Origin of the sequence: Pseudomonas sp. stari2, assembly GCF_040760005.1 — a bacterium.
In the GTDB taxonomy this organism is placed as follows: Bacteria; Pseudomonadota; Gammaproteobacteria; order Pseudomonadales; family Pseudomonadaceae; genus Aquipseudomonas.
On sequence record NZ_CP099760.1, the window covers coordinates 2,775,309 to 2,797,541 of the forward strand.

At 61.8% G+C, this 22,233-nt stretch carries 12 protein-coding genes; 5 read left to right on the forward strand and 7 right to left on the reverse strand.

Annotation, left to right across the window (positions count from 1 at the left end):
- Window positions 1–7: 7 nt before the first annotated feature.
- A complete protein-coding gene (pepN, locus tag NH234_RS12760) occupies window positions 8–2,665 on the forward strand; it encodes an aminopeptidase N (protein WP_367256789.1) in 2,658 nt (885 codons plus the stop codon).
- Window positions 2,666–2,732: 67 nt separating this feature from the next.
- Here the strand turns inward: pepN and katG are convergent, their stop codons facing one another.
- Window positions 2,733–5,006 carry a catalase/peroxidase HPI gene (gene katG / locus NH234_RS12765; RefSeq protein WP_367256790.1) on the reverse strand — a complete coding sequence of 758 codons (2,274 nt, stop codon included), beginning with the start codon at window positions 5,004–5,006 and terminating at the stop codon, window positions 2,733–2,735.
- A 359-nt stretch (window positions 5,007–5,365) separates the two neighbouring features.
- On the opposite strand from katG, the gene NH234_RS12770 reads away from it, so the two are divergent.
- Window positions 5,366–7,396 (forward strand): TonB-dependent receptor, encoded by a 2,031-nt coding sequence (locus tag NH234_RS12770; RefSeq protein WP_367256791.1) that lies wholly within the window; start codon window positions 5,366–5,368, stop codon window positions 7,394–7,396.
- Between the two features lie 48 nt (window positions 7,397–7,444).
- Here the strand turns inward: NH234_RS12770 and NH234_RS12775 are convergent, their stop codons facing one another.
- A complete protein-coding gene (locus tag NH234_RS12775; RefSeq protein WP_367256792.1) occupies window positions 7,445–9,655 on the reverse strand; it encodes an LTA synthase family protein in 2,211 nt (736 codons plus the stop codon).
- A gap of 400 nt (window positions 9,656–10,055) precedes the next feature.
- On the opposite strand from NH234_RS12775, the gene NH234_RS12780 reads away from it, so the two are divergent.
- Window positions 10,056–10,577 carry a hypothetical protein gene (locus NH234_RS12780; protein ID WP_367256794.1) on the forward strand — a complete coding sequence of 174 codons (522 nt, stop codon included), beginning with the start codon at window positions 10,056–10,058 and terminating at the stop codon, window positions 10,575–10,577.
- A 6-nt stretch (window positions 10,578–10,583) separates the two neighbouring features.
- On the opposite strand, the gene NH234_RS12785 is transcribed toward NH234_RS12780, so the two are convergent.
- Complete coding sequence (locus NH234_RS12785) at window positions 10,584–10,787, reverse strand: helix-turn-helix transcriptional regulator (RefSeq protein WP_367257164.1); 204 nt, start codon at window positions 10,785–10,787, stop codon at window positions 10,584–10,586.
- A 348-nt stretch (window positions 10,788–11,135) separates the two neighbouring features.
- Here NH234_RS12785 and NH234_RS12790 point away from each other — a divergent pair, with 348 nt between their 5' ends.
- Window positions 11,136–11,552 carry an organic hydroperoxide resistance protein gene (locus NH234_RS12790; protein WP_085733053.1) on the forward strand — a complete coding sequence of 139 codons (417 nt, stop codon included), beginning with the start codon at window positions 11,136–11,138 and terminating at the stop codon, window positions 11,550–11,552.
- Window positions 11,553–11,635: 83 nt separating this feature from the next.
- Here NH234_RS12790 and NH234_RS12795 read toward each other — a convergent pair whose 3' ends face one another.
- The 4 genes from NH234_RS12795 to NH234_RS12810 form a co-directional block, all read right to left on the reverse strand.
- Complete coding sequence (locus tag NH234_RS12795) at window positions 11,636–12,115, reverse strand: copper chaperone PCu(A)C (RefSeq protein ID WP_085733052.1); 480 nt, start codon at window positions 12,113–12,115, stop codon at window positions 11,636–11,638.
- Window positions 12,115–12,720, reverse strand: coding sequence for an SCO family protein (locus NH234_RS12800; RefSeq protein ID WP_085708575.1), 606 nt, complete (start codon window positions 12,718–12,720; stop codon window positions 12,115–12,117). Before NH234_RS12800 ends, NH234_RS12795 begins: the two co-directional genes overlap by 1 nt.
- A gap of 156 nt (window positions 12,721–12,876) precedes the next feature.
- Window positions 12,877–14,289, reverse strand: coding sequence for an efflux transporter outer membrane subunit (locus tag NH234_RS12805; protein WP_085733051.1), 1,413 nt, complete (start codon window positions 14,287–14,289; stop codon window positions 12,877–12,879).
- A 60-nt stretch (window positions 14,290–14,349) separates the two neighbouring features.
- Window positions 14,350–15,144, reverse strand: coding sequence for a helix-turn-helix transcriptional regulator (locus NH234_RS12810; RefSeq protein ID WP_085733050.1), 795 nt, complete (start codon window positions 15,142–15,144; stop codon window positions 14,350–14,352).
- A gap of 493 nt (window positions 15,145–15,637) precedes the next feature.
- Here NH234_RS12810 and NH234_RS12815 point away from each other — a divergent pair, with 493 nt between their 5' ends.
- Window positions 15,638–22,048, forward strand: a complete 6,411-nt coding sequence (locus NH234_RS12815; RefSeq protein ID WP_367256796.1) for an amino acid adenylation domain-containing protein — start codon at window positions 15,638–15,640, stop codon at window positions 22,046–22,048.
- Window positions 22,049–22,233 lie beyond the last annotated feature (185 nt).

A 22,233-nucleotide genomic window follows, 5' to 3' on the forward strand; every position in this document is an offset into this window, starting at 1 on the left:
CTTCAGCATGCGCACCGAACAACCGAAGATGATTTACCTGAAGGACTATCAGGCGCCCGAGTACCTGATCGATGAAACACACCTGACCTTCGAGTTGTTCGAGGACCACAGTCTGGTCCACGCGCAACTGGTGATGCGCCGTAACCCGGCCCGTGGCCCGGGCCTGCCGCCGCTGGTGCTCGATGGCCAGCAGCTGGAATTGCTCTCGGTGACCCTGGCCGACCAGGAACTGAACGCCGCCGACTACCAGTTGACCGAGAATCACCTGACCCTGCAGCCGAAGAGCGAAACCTTCACGGTAGACACCAGCGTCCGCATCCACCCGGAAACCAACACTGCGCTGGAGGGCCTGTACAAGTCCGGCACGATGTTCTGCACCCAGTGCGAGGCCGAAGGCTTCCGCAAGATCACCTATTACCTCGACCGCCCGGACGTGATGAGCAAGTTCACCACCACGGTGGTCGCCGAGCAGCACAGCTATCCGGTGCTGCTGTCCAACGGCAACCCGATCGCCAGCGGCCCCGGCGAAGACGGCCGGCACTGGGCGACCTGGGAAGACCCGTTCATGAAGCCGGCGTACCTGTTCGCGCTGGTGGCCGGTGACTTGTGGTGCGTTGAAGACAGCTTCACCACCATGACCGAGCGCAACGTGGCGCTGCGCATTTATGTCGAGCCGGAAAACATCGACAAGTGCCAGCACGCCATGAACAGTCTGAAGAAGTCCATGCGCTGGGACGAAGAGGTCTACGGTCGCGAGTACGATCTGGACATCTTCATGATCGTCGCCGTGAACGACTTCAACATGGGCGCCATGGAGAACAAGGGCCTCAACATCTTCAACTCCAGCGCCGTGCTGGCCCGCGCCGAAACCGCCACCGACGCCGCGCACCAGCGCGTTGAAGCGATCGTCGCCCACGAATACTTCCACAACTGGTCGGGCAACCGCGTGACCTGCCGCGACTGGTTCCAGTTGTCGCTCAAGGAAGGCTTCACGGTGTTCCGCGACGCTGGTTTCTCTTCCGACATGAACTCGGCCACGGTCAAGCGCATTCAGGACGTGGCGTACCTGCGTACCCACCAGTTCGCCGAAGATGCCGGCCCGATGGCCCATGCCGTGCGCCCGGACAGCTTCATCGAGATTTCCAACTTCTACACCCTGACCGTGTACGAAAAGGGTTCGGAAGTGGTCGGCATGATCCACACCTTGCTGGGCGCCGAAGGCTTCCGCAAGGGCAGCGACCTGTACTTCGAACGCCACGACGGCCAGGCCGTGACCTGCGACGACTTCATCAAGGCCATGGAAGATGCTAACGGCGTCGACCTGACCCAGTTCAAACGCTGGTACAGCCAGGCCGGTACACCGCGTCTGGCGGTGAGCGAGTCTTACGATGCCGCCGCGAAAACCTACAGCCTGACCTTCCGCCAGAGCTGCCCGGAAACCCCGGACAAGGTTGAAAAACTGCCGTTCGTGATCCCGGTGGAGCTGGGCCTGCTCGACAGCCAGGGTAACGAGATCGCCCTGCGTCTGGCCGGCGAAGCCGCTGCGCAAGGCACTACCCGAGTGATCTCGGTGACCGAAGCCGAACAGACCTTCACCTTCGTCGATATCGCCGAACAACCGCTGCCGTCCTTGCTGCGTGGTTTCTCGGCACCGGTGAAACTGAGCTTCCCGTACAACCGTGATCAGCTGATGTTCCTGATGCAGCACGACACTGACGGTTTCAACCGCTGGGATGCCGGCCAGCAATTGTCGGTGCAGGTGTTGCAGGAACTGATCGGCCAGCAGCAGAAGGGCGAAAGCCTGGTGCTCGATCCGCGACTGATTTCGGCCCTGCGCACCGTGCTGGCTGACCAGACACTGGATCAGGCGATGGTCGCGGAAATGCTCTCGCTGCCGAGCGAAGCCTACTTGACCGAGATCAGCGAAGTTGCCGACGTGGATGCAATCCACACCGCCCGTGAATTTGCCCGCCAGCAACTGGCGGACAACCTGTTCGATGCACTGTGGCAGCGTTATCAGGCCAACCGCGAGCTGTCTAAAAAGACCCCGTACGTGGCCGAAGCCGAGCATTTCGCCCGTCGCGCGCTGCAGAACATCGCGCTGTCGTACCTGATGCTCAGCGGCAAGCCGGAAGTGCTGGCGGCAACGCTGGAACAGTTCGACGCCTGTGACAACATGACCGAGCGCCTCACCGCGCTGGCGGTGCTGGTCAACTCGCCGTTCGAAGACGAAAAGGCCAAGGCGCTTGCCAGTTTCGCCGAGCACTTCAAGGACAATCCGCTGGTCATGGATCAGTGGTTCAGCGTACAGGCCGGCAGCACCTTGCCGGGCGGTCTGGCACGGGTCAAAGCGCTGATGCAGCACCCGGCGTTCAACCTCAAGAACCCGAACAAGGTGCGTGCGCTGGTCGGTGCGTTCGCCGGGCAGAACCTGATCAACTTCCACGCGGCGGATGGTTCGGGCTATCGCTTCCTTGCGGATCTGGTGATCGAGTTGAACGGCTTCAACCCGCAGATTGCTTCGCGCCAATTGGCGCCGCTGACTCGCTGGCGTAAATACGACAGCGCTCGTCAGGCGTTGATGAAAGCGGAGCTGGAGCGGATTCTGGCGTCGGGGCAGTTGTCCAGCGATGTGTATGAGGTAGTCAGCAAAAGCCTTGCCTGAAGTCTTTTCAGGGCAATAAAAAACGCCGCTCAATGAGCGGCGTTTTTTATGGATGGATGAAAAGCCCTTATTGGCGCAGATCAAACCGATCCAGATCCATCACCTTCGCCCACGCAGCAACGAAGTCGTTGACGAACTGCTCCTTCGCATCGGAACTGGCATACACCTCGGCCAGCGCCCGCAGTATCGCGTTGGAACCGAACACCAGATCGACGCGCGTGCCTGTCCATTTCACATTGCCGGTCTTGCGGTCGCGACCTTCGAACTCGTCCGCCGCCTTGGACGTCGGCTTCCATTCCACGCCCATGTCCAGCAGGTTGCGGAAGAAATCGTTGGTCAGTGAACCGGGTTTGTCGGTGAACACCCCGTGTTTGGTTTTACCGACGTTGGTGTCCAGCACCCGCAGGCCGCCAATCAGCACGGTCAACTCCGGCGCCGAGAGCGTCAGCAGTTGCGCCTTGTCGATCAGCAAGGCTTCGGCCGGCACGCGGTAGGTGCTGGCGGCGTAGTTGCGGAAGCCGTCGGTGTGCGGTTCAAGAAAGCCAAACGATTCGACGTCGGTCTGCTCCTGAGTCGCATCGGTACGGCCGGGCGAGAAGGGCACGGTGACCGAATGGCCGGCGTTTTTCGCCGCCTGTTCGACCCCGGCATTGCCGGCCAGCACGATCAGATCCGCCAGCGAGACTTTCTTGCCCGACGCCCCGGCATTGAACTCGTTCTGAATGCTTTCGAGGGCTTTGAGCACTTTGTCCAGTTGCTCCGGCTGGTTGGCCTGCCAGAAACGTTGTGGTGCCAGACGCAGGCGACCGCCGTTGGCGCCGCCGCGTTTGTCCGAGCCCCGGAAGGTCGAGGCAGCGGCCCAGGCGGTGGAGACCAGTTCCGAAACGGACAGCCCCGACGCCAGTACTTTGCCTTTCAGTGCCCTGATATCGCTGTCGTCGATCAGCGGATGGCTGGCCTCGGGAATCGGGTCTTGCCACAGCAGTTCCTCCTGCGGCATTTCCGGGCCGAGATAGCGCGACAGCGGGCCCATGTCCCGGTGGATCAGTTTGTACCAGGCCCGGGCGAAGGCGTCGGCCAGTTGATCGGGATTGGCCAGGAAGCGCCGCGAGATCTTCTCGTAGGCCGGGTCGAAACGCAGGGCCAGGTCAGAGGTGAGCATCGTCGGGTCAATGCGTTTGTTCGGGTCGTGAGCATGGGGAATCGTGCCTGCCCCCGCGCCGTTTTTCGGTTTCCATTGATGGGCACCGGCCGGGCTCTTGGTCAGTTCCCACTCGAAACCGAACAGGTTTTCCAGGTAGTTGTTGCTCCACTTGGTTGGGGTGGTGGTCCAGGTCACTTCCAGGCCGCTGGTGATGGTGTCCGCACCTTTGCCGCTGCCGAAGCTGTTTTTCCAGCCCAGGCCCTGCTCTTCGAGACCGGCGGCTTCCGGTTCCGGGCCGACGTTATCGGCCGGGCCGGCACCGTGGGTTTTGCCGAAGGCGTGTCCGCCGGCGATCAGGGCGACGGTTTCTTCATCGTTCATCGCCATGCGGCCGAAGGTTTCACGGATGTCCCGGGCCGAGGCCACCGGATCGGGATTGCCCTCGGGACCTTCCGGGTTCACATAGATCAGACCCATCTGCACGGCGGCGAGCGGGTTTTCCAGATTGCGTTCGCCCTGGTTGGTGCGACTCTGTTCATGGCCGTGCTCGGCGGGTTCGGCGACCAGGGTGCCGTCGCCCGGTTCCTGCATGGCTTCGGGGTGTTTGCCGTAACGGGTGTCACCGCCCAGCCATTTGGTTTCCGAGCCCCAGTAGACGTCTTCGTCCGGTTCCCACACGTCGGGCCGTCCGCCGGAGAAACCGAAGGTCTTGAAGCCCATGGATTCCAGCGCGACGTTACCGGTGAGAACGATCAGGTCGGCCCAGGAAATATTGCGGCCATATTTCTGTTTGATCGGCCACAGCAGGCGTCGGGCCTTGTCGAGGCTGACGTTGTCCGGCCAGCTGTTGAGCGGGGCAAAGCGTTGCTGGCCGGAGCCGGCGCCGCCACGGCCGTCAGCGGTGCGATAGGTACCAGCGCTGTGCCAGGCCATACGGATGAAGAGCGGGCCGTAGTGGCCGAAGTCTGCAGGCCACCAGTCCTGGGAGTCGGTCATCAACGCCGTCAGATCGCGTTTCAGGGCCTGGAAGTCCAGGCTTTTGAAAGCCTTGGCGTAGTCGAAGTCCTTGCCCAGCGGATCGGAGGCGGGCGAGTGCTGACTCAGGATTTTCAGGTTCAGTTGATTCGGCCACCAATCGCGGTTCGTCGTGCCACCGCCGGCGGCGTGATTGAACGGGCATTTCGATTCATTTGCCATGTTCGGGTCCTTATCAGGTCTTCTGCGGCCGGCTCGTGCCGACTTCGGATTAGTAAGGCTAGACCCGACTGGGCAGGTCAGCTAATAGGCCGACTATTGGTGGCTGATAGGCAAAGTCTTTTACCGCTGTCTGTTCAGGATTTTTCGGAAGAAACGCAGGACGTGTTTGCGCAAGCGGCGATACCGCGTGCTGAAAGACCCGTCCTTGAGCGGTTGTTGTAAACATCGGGCAAGAATCGTGATGGCCATTGGAAATGTTATTGTATAACATAAAAATGATTTCATCTGATCGATGTCACTGACATGTCCGTGTGGCAGCGGCATCGATCCCTTCCTTTCTGCCTTACGGAATACTAGAAATGTCTGCCCGTTTTCCCTCCTTCCCGCCAAGCCTGCTGGCCTCTGCGCTGCTGATCGCATCCCCCGCGTTCGCTGCCGAACCCCTCGAGCTGCAACCCCAAGTCATCACTGCCAACCCACTGGGCAGCCAGACTCTGGCTTCGCCCTCGACGGTGTTGAGCGGTGATGACCTGACGCTTCAGCAGAAGGGCAGCCTGGGCGAAACCCTGAACAAGCAGCCGGGTGTGTCGTCCTCCTACTTCGGGCCGGGTGCCAGTCGTCCGATCATTCGCGGACAGGACGGCGATCGCATCCGCATTCTGCGCAACGGCGTCGGTGCGCTGGACGCCTCGTCGCTGTCCTACGACCACGCGGTGCCGCTGGACCCGATCAACGTTGACCGCATCGAAATCGTCCGTGGCCCGGCCGCGTTGCTCTATGGCGGCAGCGCCATCGGCGGGGTGGTCAACACCTTCGACAACCGCATCCCGACCGAAGCCATCGACGGCATCCACGGCGCCGGCGAGCTGCGCTATGGCGGCGCCGACACCACCCGCAGCAGCGCGGGCAAACTTGAGGCCGGCAACGGTCAGTTCGCCCTTCACCTGGACGCCAGCGCCCGCGAGTTCAATGACCTGAAAATCCCCGGCTATGCCAAAAGCAGCCGCGAACGGGCGGGGGACGATGGCGATTCCAGCAAGCATCGTCTGGCCAACAGCGACGGTCGTCAGGACGGCGGCGCGGTGGGCGGTTCCTACACTTGGGATGACGGTTACGCGGGGCTGTCTTACAGCAACTACGACTCCAATTACGGCTCACCGGCCGAAGACGACGTGCGGATTCGCATGCAGCAGGAGCACTACGCGTTCGCCTCGGAAATACGCAACCTCGAAGGGCCGTTCAGCTCGGTCAAGTTCGACGCCGGCTACACCGATTACCAGCACCGTGAAATCGAGGGTGGCGAGGTCGGCACCACGTTCAAGAACAAGGGTTACGAAGCGCGGGTCGAAGCCCGGCACCAGCCGTTGGGGCCGTTCAACGGGGTGATCGGCGCGCAGGTCAGTCGTAATGAATTCTCGGCACTGGGCGAAGAAGCCTTCGTGCCGCACACCGATACCAACGCCGGTGCATTGTTCGTTCTGGAAGAGCTGCAAGCCACGGATCGCCTACTGTTCACCCTCGGCGGTCGTCTGGAACACACCACGGTCGACCCGGACGCCAAAGGCAACGAGCGCTTCGCCAATGCCGACCGCTCCAGCAGTTTCACCGCTGGCAGTCTGTCGTCCGGAGCGGTGTATACGCTGACACCGATATGGTCGGTTGCTGCCACGCTGGGCTACACCGAGCGGGCGCCGACGTTCTACGAGTTGTACGCCAACGGCGCCCACGTCGCGACCGGCACTTATGAAGTCGGGGATGCGGGTCTGTCGATGGAGAAAGCCGTCTCCAGCGATCTGGCATTGCGTTTCGACAATGGCACGCACAAGGGCAGCGTCGGCGTGTTCTACAGCCACTTCTCCAATTACATCGGCCTGCTCGGCACTGGTCGCACGCTCAATGATGAAGGTGAAGAAGACGCCGCCGGCATTCCCGAATACGCCTATTCCGGTGTTCGTGCGCGCTTCAGCGGCATTGAAGCTCAGGATCGCTGGCAGCTCGGCGAGAGCGCCTATGGCAAGTTCGCGCTGGAATTGTCGGGGGATTACACCCGCGCCAGGAACCTCGACAACGGTCAGGATCTGCCGCGCATTGCGCCGCTGCGCTTGAACACCGGGTTGCTGTGGGAGCTGGATCGCTGGCAGGCACGGATCGATGTGGAGCACGCCAGTTCCCAGCATCGGGTGCCGGACAATGAAAGCAGCACCGATGGCTATACCACGCTGGGTGCGAATGTGGGTTATCACTTCGACGTCGGCCAGAGCAAATGGCTGGCCTTCGTCAATGCCGAGAACCTGACCAACCAGACCGTGCGCTACGCCAGCTCTATCCTGCGCGACATTGCGCCGGCAGAAGGGCGAAGCATTCAGGTGGGATTGCGCACCACCTTCTGATCAGCCCTGCGCCAGCATCCCGCGAACCGCGTGACGCTGGCGTCGACATCAGCTCGACTGAACGGTTTCGTCTTCCGGGAGTTCCTCCCGCAGATCCTGTTGCCCTGGCAGCTCGGTGATCACGCTGAAATCCGTGACCTCCACCGCCCCCAGCCCATAACCCAGCAAATGGAACGAGAAGGCCTTGCGCGGTTGCGGGTTGTCGAAACTGAAATCCATTTCCAGCGGCTGGTCTGCCGTGGCGACCATTTCCGACGGCAGGCCCAGTTGCACGTCCTGTTCGAACTCCTTGGCCTTGAGCTGGATGTACGCCACCTGCTGCGGGTCCATCGAGCGCACGGTCAGGCGCACGCGAGTGTGCGAGCCCTTGGGCATTTCCAGGTACTGCGCGCCGATCAGGTTGTCGGCCCAGTCATCCTTGATCTGCGCTTGCAGCGGGATGATGTTGTCGCTGCCGAACTGATAGCGCTGGTTCAGCGGAGTGCGCAGCAGCGACAGGTCCAGAGCATCGGCGCGGGCCGCAATCTGCCGCGCATTCTGGCCGCTGGCATTGCCCTTGAACGTCGCGCTTTCGGCGATGAAGCCTTCGCTGGCGTAGGCGCGGCAGCGTCGCGGCATGTCGCATTCGGTGAGGATGCCGTGGCCGTCGTGGTAGCGCAATTTGCCGTTGGTGAAGGACATGATTTCGCGCCCGGTGTCGTAGTCGCGAAACAGCGAGCGGCCGCTGAGTGCGGCAGGCACCGGCAGGTCAAAGTAATCGAGGATCGATGCGCTCAGATCGACATGCCCGTAGACCCCGGCATTCAGGTGCGGCAACTGGGCCTGTTCCGGCGCCAGGGTCAGGTTGAAGCCCCAGGACGACGCCAGCCGCACGCCATCGATGCCATGGGATTCGTCCGAGGTGATCACCACCAGCGTGTCTTTCAGCACGCCCTGACGTTCGAGGCCGCTGAGGAACTCGTCCAGTGCGTCGTCCAGATAGCCGACGGCCGCCTGTTTCGGTGTGTCGTAGCGTTGCAGGTAGTCTTCCGGCGCGGAGTAGGGCTGATGGGTGCCGACGGTCAGCAGGGTCAGCATCCACGGCTTTTTCTGTTTCTTCAGTTGGCCGACATAACCCAATGCGCCTTCGAAGAACGCCTTGTCGTCTTTGCCCCATGGAAATTCCAGGTAGTTGGCGTTGCTGAACCACTCGAGGCCATGGGTCGCATCGAAGCCGATGTGCGGCATGATCTTGTCTTTGGCCATGAAGCGCAGACCGGCGCCTTGCAGGTAGTGAGTGCTGAAACCGTGCTGGCGCAGTTGGGCCGGCAGGCAGGCCTGGTTGCGTTCATTCTGGGTCAGCATTTCCACGCCTTTGGGCGTGCCGTTGTTCAGCTTGTCGTAATCGCCGCAAAGCATGGCGTACAGGCCGCGAATGGTCTGGTGCGTGTGCAGCACGTAGTCCGGCGTGTTCATGCCGCGCTCGGCCCAGCGGCTGAGCTTGGGCATCAGGTCTTCCTGATAATGGCTGCCGATGGCCTCGCGATTGGCGCGGATGTAGGCGCCGGGAATGCCTTCGACGGCAACGATCAGCACGTTGCGCGCCTGACCTTTAGCGGCCAGTAATGAGTGGCCGTTCAAGTCGAGGTCGGTGAGCCCGGCCATCGATGGCGCGGGTACTTCGCTGCCACCTTCCAGCCATTCTTCGGCCTGCATCTGCGCGTCGGCCACCTGCGCGGCGAGCAACTGATGCGGCAGGTTGTACAGACGCCATGGGTCGGCGTCGCTCGGCGAAAGATTCTGTGCGCCCCAATGGGCGGCGAACAGCAACACCGGTGCCGACCACACAGCGCGGGGCAGGGCCGGGGCAGGAGTTCCGCGGTTTGCCCACTGCGTCGCCAGCCATAGCAACACGCCCAGCAGCAATGCACCGGCCACTCCTGGATGGGCGAAGCCGCCGCCGGTGGAGTTCTCGACGAATTGCGGGTCGATCAGGTAATGCAGGTCCTGGGGATTGGGCAGGCGCCCGACCGCGCTGACCAGTTCTGCTGTCGCCACCGCCAGCAAACCCCAGAACACCAGCACTGGTAGCCCTAGCCACCACGGTCGGCGATGTAGCAGGACCACCAGCAGGCTGCCGATGGCCAGGTCCGAAAGATAACCGAACAGGCTCGACCAGCCGAGTGCCGCACGCAGGCACACCGGCACGATCAGTACCAGAAAAATCAAAGAGAGAAGACGGGCGTCGGGGTGCCGAAGCCGTTGAAAAAGAGCGCTCACAAAAAAGACCTTCCAGCCATCAAACCGTCATAAAAGTGTGGGCGATGATACCAAGCGTGGGCTGTCTGATCGCCCTTTTAAACACGAGACTGATCCGCAGGCGAACGCGTATACGATCTGGTCGAATTGCCTGAAGCCTTGACCTGCGTTCGTATCAACGGAAGGGAAGGCCGTTTTCGGCCCCAGCGAAACAGGGGATTAATTGTTTCAGGCTGTTTATTGCGCCTTTGACACGCGATACCTGAGGCTATGAAGTCTGGTGGAAACGGCTAAGCACTGGTCATCGAACGCCATGATGAAGGCCACTCTTTATGGACAGGGTGATGGCCACTCAGTAGCATTCGCGCCTTCGGGATCTGCTTTATTCACGTGGTCCGGCGTGAACCCTCAAGGAGTCGACATGCGTAAAAGTGCCAATGGTGACAATCCCACAGTGGTGACGCTGGTGAACGGTGAAATCCGCCGCGAAACCCACATCAGCTTCAGCTCGGCTTCGATCATCAATGGCGAGATTCGGGTCCAGTCTGTGGAAGGCAACCAGATCCAGGTGCAAATGCCGGGTATGGATGTCGCCTTGCGTTTTGATCTGGATGGCGTTCAGCAAGTGCCAAATGTTGAACCTGAACCGATCGAAGACAAACAGACGCCTGCCGGCAAGTCCTTGTCGGTGTTCAACTGGAAGACGTTGCTGATCACCTTTTTTCTGTGGTTTTTTGTGGGTTTGTTTTCAGGAACGCTGGGATTTTTCATGGCCGCGGGTTATTTCGGTTACCAGTGGCGGCAGGTGGTCAAGCGCAAGAAGCTGCTGTTGAATGGACAGTCACTGCCGCCAGCCTCCACTCAAGCGCAAGATCACGCTCAAACCAATACTTCAAAGCTATCCAGGCAGAACGTGCGTGATGCGTTGGCGCGTCATCGTTGAATTCGATCACATGACGCTTTGTCCATCATCGAAAATGCTTTCAATCGGCATTTCGAACGTTCGGGCAATCTGAAAGGCCAGGGGCAGGCTTGGGTCATAGCGTTCGTTCTCGATCGCATTGATGGTCTGGCGCGAAACGTTGAGGCGTTCGGCCAGATCCACCTGCGACCACTTGCGCTCGGCGCGCAGTTCCTTGAGGCGGTTTTTCATTGGTAACGACGCCGGGCGATACGCAGGCCGAATGTGCGGGGCGCCGACAGTTTCCAGAAAACCGTAAGTGAACGTCAACAAAGCCGAGGCCGCGAACGCAAAGCCCAAGGCTTCGAACTGGATCCGCAGGTACATTTCATCGAGGCGGCGCATGTCACGCACGACCGTCCAGCAGAACAGCCCGACCGGAATCATCGGCACCTATTCTGATGCCATCTGCCATACATCCGTTGCACCTGTAGTCCGCAAACCCCCGTCTATAGTGACAAGGCTGTGCGAAACGGGTGGCGTATCCATATCTTGAAAGAGGGGGCGCCGAGAAGACAGGTTGTCTATCAGGAGATCGTCATGAGCCAGATCGAAAAAGTCCTCTACACCGCAAAGACCCACACCACCGGCGGACGTGACGGTGCGTCGCGCAGTTCTGACGGGATTCTCGATGTGAAGTTGTCGTCCCCCGGCACCAACGGCGGTGGGACCAATCCGGAACAACTGTTCGCTGCCGGCTGGTCGGCATGCTTCATCGGCGCGATGAAAGCGGTGGCGGGGCAGCAGAAGATCAGCCTGCCAGCGGACCTGGCGGTGGATGCCGAAGTGGACCTGGGCACCAACTCGGGAGGGTATCTGTTGCAGGCACGGCTCAATGTGAGCCTGCCGGGCATGGAACGCGGCGCGGCGCAGCAACTGGTGGATGCGGCGCATCAGGTGTGCCCGTACTCCAAGGCCACGCGCAACAATATCGAAGTCGAGTTGAAACTGGTCTGACATTCAGATGCAAACGGGGCGGCATGATCGTCGATCTTACCGCCCCGTTTGTTTTTTGAAGCCGTAAAGCCGTCAGCCGGCGATCAATGCATCTTGCTGTGATCGTGGCCTTCCATGTTGGTCAGCGAGCGCACCGGCGCCTGGACTTCGATGGCTTGCTTCTCGCCCTTGGCGTTTTCCACGGTCAGGGTCAGCGGCACGGTGTCGCCTTCCTTCAGTTGACCCTTCAGGCCCATCAGCATTACATGGTAGCCGTTCGGATCGAGCTTCACAGCCTTGCCGGCCGGCAGGTCGACCGCGTTGACCGGGCCCATGCTCATCACGTCGTTCTTCATGGTCATTTCGTGGATCTGCACGTCCTTGGCCACTGGCGATGCAACGCTGAGCAGCTTGCTGTCGCTGTCGGCGGTGACGGTCATGAACGCGCCGCTGGCCGACTGGCTTGGCACGGTTGCACGGACCCAGGCGTCATCGACCTTGGTCTGCGCGGAAACCTGGAAGGCCAGGCCCAGCAGGGACAGGCCCAGTGCGGCACGTTTGATGTTGTTCAGAAAAGGGTTCATCAGCAGACCTCCATGACGGTTTGCAAATCTTCCGTACACTCTTGTGCAGAAAGCGATTGGGACAGACCCACGCGCAGGTTGCCGCGGGTGTCGTAGACATAACTGGTGGACGTGTGCGACAGGGTGTAGGTGTCGCCGGCAGGGACTTTTTCGTAGAAGACGTCGAATTCCTTGGCGGTCGCCTTGGTTTCCTCAAGGGTGCCGTACAGGGCGACGAAGCTCGGGTCGAAGGTCTTGACGTAGGCGTCGAGGATTTGCGGCGTGTCGCGTTCCGGGTCGAGGGTGATGAACACCACTTGCAGGATGTCGCCATCCTTGCCCATCAGCTTCTTGATCTTTGCCGCGCGGGCCAGTGTCGTCGGGCAGACGGCCGGGCACTGGGTGAAACCGAAGAAGATCATCGGCATCAGGCCGCGAAAGCTCGACAGCGTCACGGTGTTGCCTTCGGTGTCCTTGAGCTTGAAGGTGCGCCCGAGGATCTTGTCACTCAGATCCTTGCCGTACTTGTACGACAGTTGGCCGCGGGTGTCGCAGCCGGCGAGCAAGCCCAGACCAAGCACGCCCATTCCCGCAAGCACCTTGCGGCGAGTCAACAAAGCCGTCATCTAATACCGCCCTTTGCAGCCCGCCGGTCAGCAAGACAGGCGGGGGGTTAACCGTAAAAGCGGCGCATGATACCAAAATGAACCGGCAGGTCGGTTTTTGATCACCGACGGATGTCAGATCTGGCGACAAAAGGTGTAAGAAAACATGACCTGCGGTTATTGGGAGGACGGCTCGACCGGGCTCCAGCTGCCGCCCAGTGCGGTGTACAGGTTCACTTGCGCCACCAGTTGCGCCAACCGGTCGGAGATCAGACCTTGCTGCGAACTGAACAGCGAACGCTGTGCATCGAGGAACGTCAGGCTGCTATCGACCCCGGTCCGATAGCGGTGCTGCGCCATGTCGTAATAGTCCTGGGTCGCCTGCACCAGATCGCGCTGGGCCTGAAGCTGTTGCTGATAGGTCTCCCGCGCGGCGAGACCGTCGGAGACTTCCTGGAAGGCGGTCTGAATGGTCTTTTCGTATTCGGCGACGGTGATGTCCTTCTGCAACTTTGCGTAATCGAGGCTGGCGCGCAGGCTGCCGGCGTTGAAGATCGGCAGGTTGATCTGCGGCTGGAAGGTCCAGGCACCGGAGCCACCCTTGAACAGACCCGACAGGTCGCGACTGGAGGTTCCGGCGTTGGCGGTCAGGCTGACACTGGGGAAGAACGCCGCCCGGGCCGCGCCGATATTGGCGTTGGCCGCTTTAAGCTTGTATTCGGCCTGAAGAATGTCTGGCCGGCGTTGCAGCAGATCCGACGGCAATCCGGCCGGGACTTGCGCCACCAGATCACTGGCCAGTGGACGTGCCGGCAGCGTTTCCGGAACCGGTGCCCCGACCAGCAGGGTCAGGCTGTTAAGGTCCTGAGCGACCTGGCGTTGATAGCGGGCGAGGCTGGCGCGGGTGCTGTCGACACTGGTCTGCGCCTGGATCTGATCCAGCGCCGAAGATTTTCCGGCCTCGCGGTTGCGGGTGGTCAGGTGCAGGCTTTTCTCGTCGGCAGCCAGGGTTTCCTGGGCCAGGGCCAGCAACTCCTGATCGGCGCGCCAGGTCAGGTAGGCATTGGCGACGTTGGCCACCAGGCTCAATTGCGCGCTACGCCGGGCTTCTTCGGTGGCCAGCCAGCTCATCAAGGCCTGTTCGCTGAGGCTGCGGACCCTGCCGAAAAAATCCAGTTCGTAGGCGCTGATGCCGAGGTTCGCCGAGTAGGTCGAGGTGATCGCCGCTTTGGTTTTGGTCACGCTGGCCGGCACCCGTTGGCGCAGCTCATTGGCATTGGCTGAAACCGCCGGCAGCAGATCGGCGCGCTGAATGCGGTACTGCGCCTGGAATGCTTCGACGTTCAGTGCCGCAACGCGCAGGTCACGGTTATTGACCAGTGCGCTTTCAATCAACTGCTGCAACGCCGGATCATTGAACAGCCCGCGCCAGTCCTCGACAGCGGTCGTGGTCTGGGTTGGCGCAGGGTAGGCGGGGCCTTTGGGATATTGCGCCGCGCTGGGTGACGCCGGGCGCTGATAATCTGGAATCAACGAGCAACCGCCCATCAGCAACGCCATGGACAGCAGGGAGATCGGCAACCTGGACATCAAACAGCCTCGTTCACATATAGGAGTGGGCGCGAAGGCCCGTGATGAGAAAACGCCGGATCAGGCCCCGGCCATCCATTTCGCCAGACCATGACGACCACTGACCCCGAGCTTGGCGGCCGCGCGTTTGAGGTAGGTCTCGATCGAGCTGTTCTTGACCCGCAACCGTTCAGCCATCTGCGGCACGGTGCCGCCGGTCAGTAGGCCGAGGCAGACTTCCTTCTCACGCACTGACAGGGTGATGTCGCCCAGTGCCAGGCGCTCGTCGAACACCTGTTGCAACGGTGTCTGCTCCTGATCGGCCTGAAGTGGGCGCGGTTGCCGGGCGATGATTTGCCGACGGATCTGCGCGTGACGCTCGATCAACGGCAGCAGGGTGTCGGACAGGCTTTTGAGAAACGACAGCTCCGGCAGGGAAAACACCCGGTGCGTGTGAGGACGACAGAACGAGATGACACAGCGGCGGTTGGAGGTGCGTGACACCAGATTGCACTGGTGGACGCTTTGGTGCGGGTGTCGTTGCTGCAGCGAGGCTTTGAGTTGAATCAGCAGCGAGTCATTCATCTCGATCATCTTCTGCAACAGCGGATGATCGTCCTGGCATTGCAGCGGGTCCGGAGGCGGGAAAGTATCCGGCAAACCGGCGCTGCCCAAGGCCTTGATCTCGACCACGCTGGCCTCGCGCTCGTCGAGTGTCCATTCGCTGAGATCGACCCGGTTGACCGGCACCAGGGTGTCGACCAACTGAAACATGTTGGAGGCGAATCGTTCATTCCCCGTACTGGCGATCAACTCGCCCAGTTGCCAGTAGAAGTGCGGGTTTTCCATGTTGCGAAGACTGCCGGTCAGATTCATATCCTTGTCATCCCTGATTTAAAGCCATTGCCGAATCATCTGCCGTGCATGCACCTGTGAAGCCACCACCCAGTCATTTCTCCTTGAAATCGATCTGGAGCGGGATTTAAGCCTATGCATTTGTCCTACGTCTGTAGGGGAAAACGGGGACACAAAGTGCCACTATTTCCGGATTAATGGCGCCACGTTTCTGTCAGTCCTAGGGTGACAGCCATGTAGGACGTGACTGTGCGGTCTCGTGAGAACCCCGAAAATCGGGGTTCAGAGCGTCAAGTCCGATGATTGCGGAGTCGTAGTCAGCGCAGGTGGATGGCGATTGTCCTACAGGATTTTCAGCCATTTCTTTCCGAACTTTTGGAGGGATGGCCGGCTGGTCGGGGTCTGTCAGCCCGCAGGGCAGCACCAGGAAGGGGGAGTTGTCCGGGTTTCACGTGTCATGCGGGTTTTGGGGCCGATGCTTGAATACGCGCCAAAATCACATGAGACGGATCTTATGAACCAATTTGCTGCCGATGCGGCGGACGGTCTGTCCGCGATTTCCGAAGCCTTCCCGCTGACCGCTGCCCAGCGTGACATCTGGCTCGATCAACTGCGTCAGGGGGATTCGCCGGTGTACAACATCGGTGGTTATGTCGAGATGACCGGTGTCCTTGATCCTGCGTTGATGCACGCGTCCCTTGAAGGCCTCGTGGCCCGGCATGACGCCCTGCGCACCAGCCTGCTGCTGGGCGCTGGTGAGCACGGTCTGCCGTTGCAGCGTTTTGCGCCATCGATGCCGGTGCCGATGCCGTTCCATGACTTCAGTGCCCATCCCAAGCCCGAGGCTGCGGCGCGCCGGTTGACTCAGGAGCGCATCGAACAGCCGTTCACGCTGGACGGCGGGCCGTTGTTTCGTTTCTGCCTGATCCGTCTTGATGATCGCTGCCATTGGTTTTCGCTTCAGGCTCACCACTTGATTGTCGATGGCTGGGGCTTTGGCGAAATGCTCAAGTCCCTCGACGAAATTTACAACGCCCTGGCACTCGGGCAACGGCCGCCGGATTCGGCGCCGTCCTATGTCGACTTCATTCATGACGACGCACGGTATTACGAGTCCGCCCGCTATGCGCGTGACCGTGCGTACTGGCTGGACAAATACCGGCATCTTCCCGAACCGTTGCTGTTGCCGCGCTATCAGGAGCGTTTTGCTGGTGCGACGGTTCCGACGCGGATTTTTTCGCAGGTCTTTCCGGCGCGCCTTCACGACCGTATGAAGCAGGTGGCCGCAGAGTACGGGGCTTCGGCGCTGCACTTCCTGCTGGCGGCGATGCATGTGTACTTCAGCCGCATTGGCCAGCGCGATGAATGGGTGGTGGGCTTGCCGTTGCTCAATCGATCCGGCGCACGTTTCAAGTCGACCCTCGGGCTGTTTACCCAGGTCAGCGCCGTGCGCATGGGGTTCGGGCGTGAGCTGGCGTTCGGAGCGCTGGTCAAGGCCGTTCGCGATGAACTGAAGCAGGATTTCCGCCATCAGCGTTTTCCCCTGAGTGAGATGAATCGCGCGCTGGGTCTGCTGCGCGAGGATCGTTCACAGCTGTTCGAAGTGACTGTCTCCTATGAGCGGGACGCCCATGAATACCGCTACGGAGAGGCGCGGGGGCGGGTGGTCAAAGTGTCCAACCACGAAGAGGGCACACCGCTGTCCGTGCACCTGTTGAGCAGCCGAGGCGACGAAGAGGACAGTTTGTACATGGTGTACAACGAGGCCTACTTTGACGCGGATGAAATCGCGGCGCTGTGCGGCCGATTGCTGTGGGTGCTGGAGCAGGGGCTTGAAGACACCTCGCTGGCGGTGGGCGATTTCAGTCTGAACCTGCCAGCCGAGTCGACGTTGCTGCAAGAGTGGAATGACACGCGCGCTGATTACCCCGATGGGCTGACCATTCATCAGCGCATCGAAGCGCAAGCGGCGATGCGGCCGGATGCGGTGGCAGCCCAATCCCAGGGACAACGGCTGACCTATGCCGAGCTGAACCGAAGGGCCAACGCCCTGGCCCATCACTTGACCGGACTCGGCGTGCGACCCGACGACCGCGTGGCGCTAGTCGCCCGTCGAGGGCTGGACACGCTGGTCGCGTTGCTGGCAATCCTCAAGTCCGGCGCCGGTTACGTGCCGGTCGATCCGGCGCATCCTGCGGAGCGTTTGAGCTATTTATTGAGCGACAGCGCGCCGGTCGTGGTCCTGACCCAGAGCAATCTGCGTGAACGTCTGCCGGTGCTGAATGTGCCGGTGATCGACATCGATCCGCGCACCTGGCCGGTCAACGATCTCAACCCCGACGTCTCGGGCCTGACCACCGCGCATCTGGCCTACGTCATCTACACCTCCGGCTCCACTGGCCAGCCCAAAGGCGTGATGGTCGAACATCGGACCCTGTCGAATCTGGTCGACTGGCATTGCACGGCTTTCGACCTGGGCGCGGGTCGCCACACCTCGAGCCTGGCCGGCTTCGGTTTCGACGCCATGGCCTGGGAAGTCTGGCCGGCATTGTGTGCCGGCGCGACCCTGCACCTGGCGCCGTCCCGCGACGGCGGCGAAGACATCGACGCGCTGCTTGACTGGTGGCGTGCGCAACCGCTGGACGTGAGTTTCCTGCCGACCCCGATTGCCGAATACGCCTTCAGCCGCCACCTCGAACACCCGACCCTGCGCACCCTGCTGATTGGCGGTGATCGCCTGCGTCAGTTCAATCGCGAGCAAACGTTCGAGGTGATCAACAACTACGGCCCGACCGAGGCCACCGTGGTTGCCACCTCAGGGCGGATCGAACCGGGCCGGGCGCTGCATATCGGCAAACCCGTGAGCAATGCCACGACCTATCTGCTGGATGACCGACAGCGACCGGTGCCGATTGGCGTGACCGGTGAGCTCTACGTCGGTGGTGCCGGGGTGGCGCGGGGTTACTTCAACCGTCCGGAATTGACCGCCGAGCGCTTTCTCGACGATCCGTTCAGCAGCCAGCCCAACGCGCGGATGTACCGCACCGGCGACCTTGCACGCTGGCGCCCGGACGGCAGCATCGAGTATCTGGGCCGCAACGACGATCAGGTGAAAATCCGTGGCGTGCGCATCGAGCCCGGCGAAATCGAAGCGGCGTTGAGCAGCCATGAATCGGTGCGCGACGCGGTGGTGCTGGTGCGTGACGGGCAGTTGCTGGCCTGGTTCACCGAAAAACAACCGCTGGACATCACGCAGTTGCATGCCCATCTGCAAACCCGTCTGCCGAGCGCGATGCTGCCGTCGGCTTACGTGCGCTTGACGGCGTTGCCCCTGACCGCCAACGGCAAACTGGATCGCCAGGCGTTGCCGGCGCCGGGGCCGGAGGCGTTGATCCGCCGCGAATACGAAGCCCCGCAAGGTGACGTCGAAATCCTGCTGGCGCAGATCTGGGCTGAGGTGCTGCAAGTCGAAAAGGTTGGGCGTCACGATCATTTTTTCGAACTGGGCGGGCACTCGTTGCTGGCGGTCAACCTGATCGAGCGCATGCGCCAGCTCGGCATGAGCAGCGACGTGCGCGTGCTGTTCGGCCAGCCGACGCTTGCGGCGCTCGCCGCGTCGGTGGGCAGTGGTCGCGAAGTTGAAGTGCCGGCCAATCGCATTCCGCCGGGTTGCACGCAGATCACCCCAGACCTTTTGCCGTTGGTGCAACTGGATCAGGTCACCCTCGACCGTATCATCGCCACGGTGCCGGGCGGGGCGGCTAACGTGCAGGACATTTATCCACTGGCGCCGTTGCAGGAAGGCATCCTCTATCACCACATCACCGCCGCGCAGGGCGACCCGTACCTGCTGCAATCGCAGCTGGCATTCGACAGCGTTGAGCGGATCGAGGCCTATGCGGCGGCGCTGCGTCAGGTCATGGCGCGGCACGACATCCTGCGCACTGCGGTGGTCTGGGAAGGTTTGACCACGCCGGTGCAAGTGGTCTGGCGCAAGGCCGAATTGCCGGTGCAGGAAGTCATCCTTGATCCGGCCGAGGGCGATGTCCTCGCGCAGTTGCACGAGCGCTTCGATGCCCGGCGTTATCGCATCGACGTCAGTCAGGCGCCGCTGATCCGGCTGATATATGCCCGCGATCCGGCCCATGGGCGGATCGTGGCGATTCTGTTGTTCCATCACCTGGCGCTGGATCACATCGCCCTGGAAGTCCTGCGTCATGAAATGCGCGCCAACCTGTTGGGGCAGAGTGAGCCGTTGCCGCCAGCGGTGCCGTATCGCAATTACGTGGCCCAGACCCGGCTCGGTGTCAGCGAGCAGGAACATGAAGCGTTTTTCCGCGAAATGCTTGCCGACATCGACGAGCCGACCCTGCCGTTCGGATTGCAGGACGTGCAGGGCGACGGTCGCGGCATCGACGAAGCCGTGCGAACGCTTGCGCCTGAACTGGACCGCCGCTTGCGTCTGCAAGCGCGACAGGCAGGCGTCAGCGTGGCCAGCCTGATTCACCTGGCCTGGGCGCAGGTGCTGGCGGCGACCTCGGGGCAGGAACATGTGGTGTTCGGCACAGTGTTCATGGGCCGCATGCAGGGTGGGGAGGGCGCGGACCGGGCGCTCGGGGTGTTCATCAACACCTTGCCTTTGCGAGTGGACATGGACCGAGGCGCGCGTGATGCCGTGTTGCTTACCCACGCCCGACTGACCGACTTGCTCGGGCACGAACATGCGTCACTGGCGCTGGCCCAGCGTTGCAGCGGCGTTGCGTCACCGGCGCCGCTGTTCAGTGCGTTGCTCAACTATCGGCACACCGACCTTGAAGTGCAGGAGTCGGCGTCGGACCCGGCCTGGCAAGGCATCCAGACCCTGGACAACGAAGAACGCACCAACTACCCGCTGACCTTGAGCGTCGATGACCTGGGCAGCGCCTTGCAGATCACCACGCGAACCCTGATCAGCATCGGCGCCCGGCGCATCGGCGACTACGTGCAAACCGCGTTGCAGGCATTGGTCGATGCCCTGGAGCAAACGCCGCAACAGCCGCTCAATCGCTTGCCGATCCTGCCGGCGGCGGAGCTTGAACAACTGCTGGTCGAGTTCAACGCCAGCGAAGTCGATTGCCCGATCGATCAGCCGCTGCAGACCTTGTTCGAGCAGCAGGTGCAACGCCGACCCGACGCCATCGCCTTGCAGGCCGGTGAACAACAGCTGACGTATCGCCAGTTGAATGAGCAGGCCAACCGCTTGGCGCATCACCTAAGCGAGCAAGGCGTGCGGCCCGACTCTCGGGTGGCGATCTGCGTCGAGCGCAGCCTGGATCTGATCATCGGCCTGCTCGGCATTCTCAAGGCGGGCGGCGCATATGTGCCTCTGGATCCCGACTATCCGCTGGAACGCCTGCATTACATGTTGCAAGACAGCGCCCCGGTGGCGGTGCTGGTGCACGAGGCCACCCGCAATCTGCTGGCTGATCCGGGTGTGCCGGTCATCGATTTCGACCGTTGCACCTGGCAGCACGCCTCCGCCGACAATCTGCAAGTTCCGGGTTTGAGCGCTGCAAACCTGGCCTACATGATCTACACCTCCGGTTCCACCGGCACGCCGAAGGGCGTGATGATCGAGCATCGAAGCGCCTGCAACATGGTGCACTGGGGTTCGCAGATCAGCCCGCCGACCGGGCACGGTGCGCTGTTGCAGAAGGCTCCGTTCAGCTTCGACAGTTCGGTGTGGGAGATCTTCTGGCCGCTGTGTTCCGGCCTGCGGCTGGTGCTGGCGCGTCCCGACGGCAACCGCGATTCGGCTTATGTGACCCAGGTGATTCGCGAACGGCAGATCACCGTGGTCAAGTTCGTGCCGGCGCTGCTGCAACAGTTCATCGAGCAGGAAGATGTCAGCCAGTGCACCAGCCTGACCGACGTGCTCAACGGTGGCGGTGAACTGACTGCCGCACTGGCCCGGCGCGTTCGCGAGCGCCTGCCATGGGTGCGTCTGCATAACGTTTACGGCCCGACCGAAACCACGGTCGACAGTACCGGCTGGACGCTGGAGCCGGATCAACCGGTGCCGGAAGCCGTGGTGCCAATCGGCAAGGCGTTGAGCAACACCCGGCTCTATGTGCTGGACGCCCACGACCAACCGGTGCCGTTCGGGGTCAGCGGTCACCTGCACATCGGCGGGGTCGGAGTCGCGCGCGGTTATCTGGGACTGCCGCAGATGCAGGCCGAGCGCTTCATCGACAGCCCGTTCGTGGCGGGTGATCGCCTGTACCGCACCGGCGATCTGGTGCGCTACCGGGCGGACGGCAACCTCGAATTCCTCGGGCGCAACGACTTCCAGGTCAAGCTGCGCGGGCTGCGTCTGGAACCGGGGGAAATCGAAGCGCGGCTGATCGAGCATCCGGCCGTGCGTGAAGCCGTGGTGCTGGTGCGTGACGAACGCCTGGTAGCATATTTCACCGTGCGTGAAGGCTTCGACGCGCCACGTATCGAAAGCTTGCGCGCCCACGTGTTGGAGCGCTTGCCGGAGTACATGGCGCCGGGCGCTTATGTGAAGCTCGATGCCTTGCCCCTGACCCCCAACGACAAGGTCGACCGCAAGGCCTTGCCGGCACCGGGGGCGGAGGCGGTGCTCAGTCGCCGCTACGAGGCGCCCGAGGGCGAAGTCGAAATCAGGCTGGCGCAGATCTGGGCCGAGGTGCTGCAACTGGAGCAGGTCGGGCGCAACGATCACTTCTTCGAACTCGGCGGGCATTCGCTGCTGGCGGTCAGTCTGGTGGCGCGCATGCGTCAGGCCGGGCTGCACGTCGATGCCCGCACGCTGTTCAGTCAGCCGACCCTGGCCGCGCTGGCGGCCCAGACTTCGGCGCAGGCCAGACAGGTTGAAGTCCCGCAAACCACCATACCGACGCTCAACCGCAAACGCCGGCTCTGAGCCGACATCGGCGTCGATTCGCGGTTCCCGCGGATCGACGCCATGACTGGCCGGTCACGGGGCTTGTCCCCGCTTCCCATGTCAGACACCCAAGCTCCGATGTTTTAGCTTTTCCGGGCTGCGCGTGGCCGCACGGATTCGCCGCTGCGCGCTCCTTTTTCCCGAATTTACAGCAGGTTACCCCC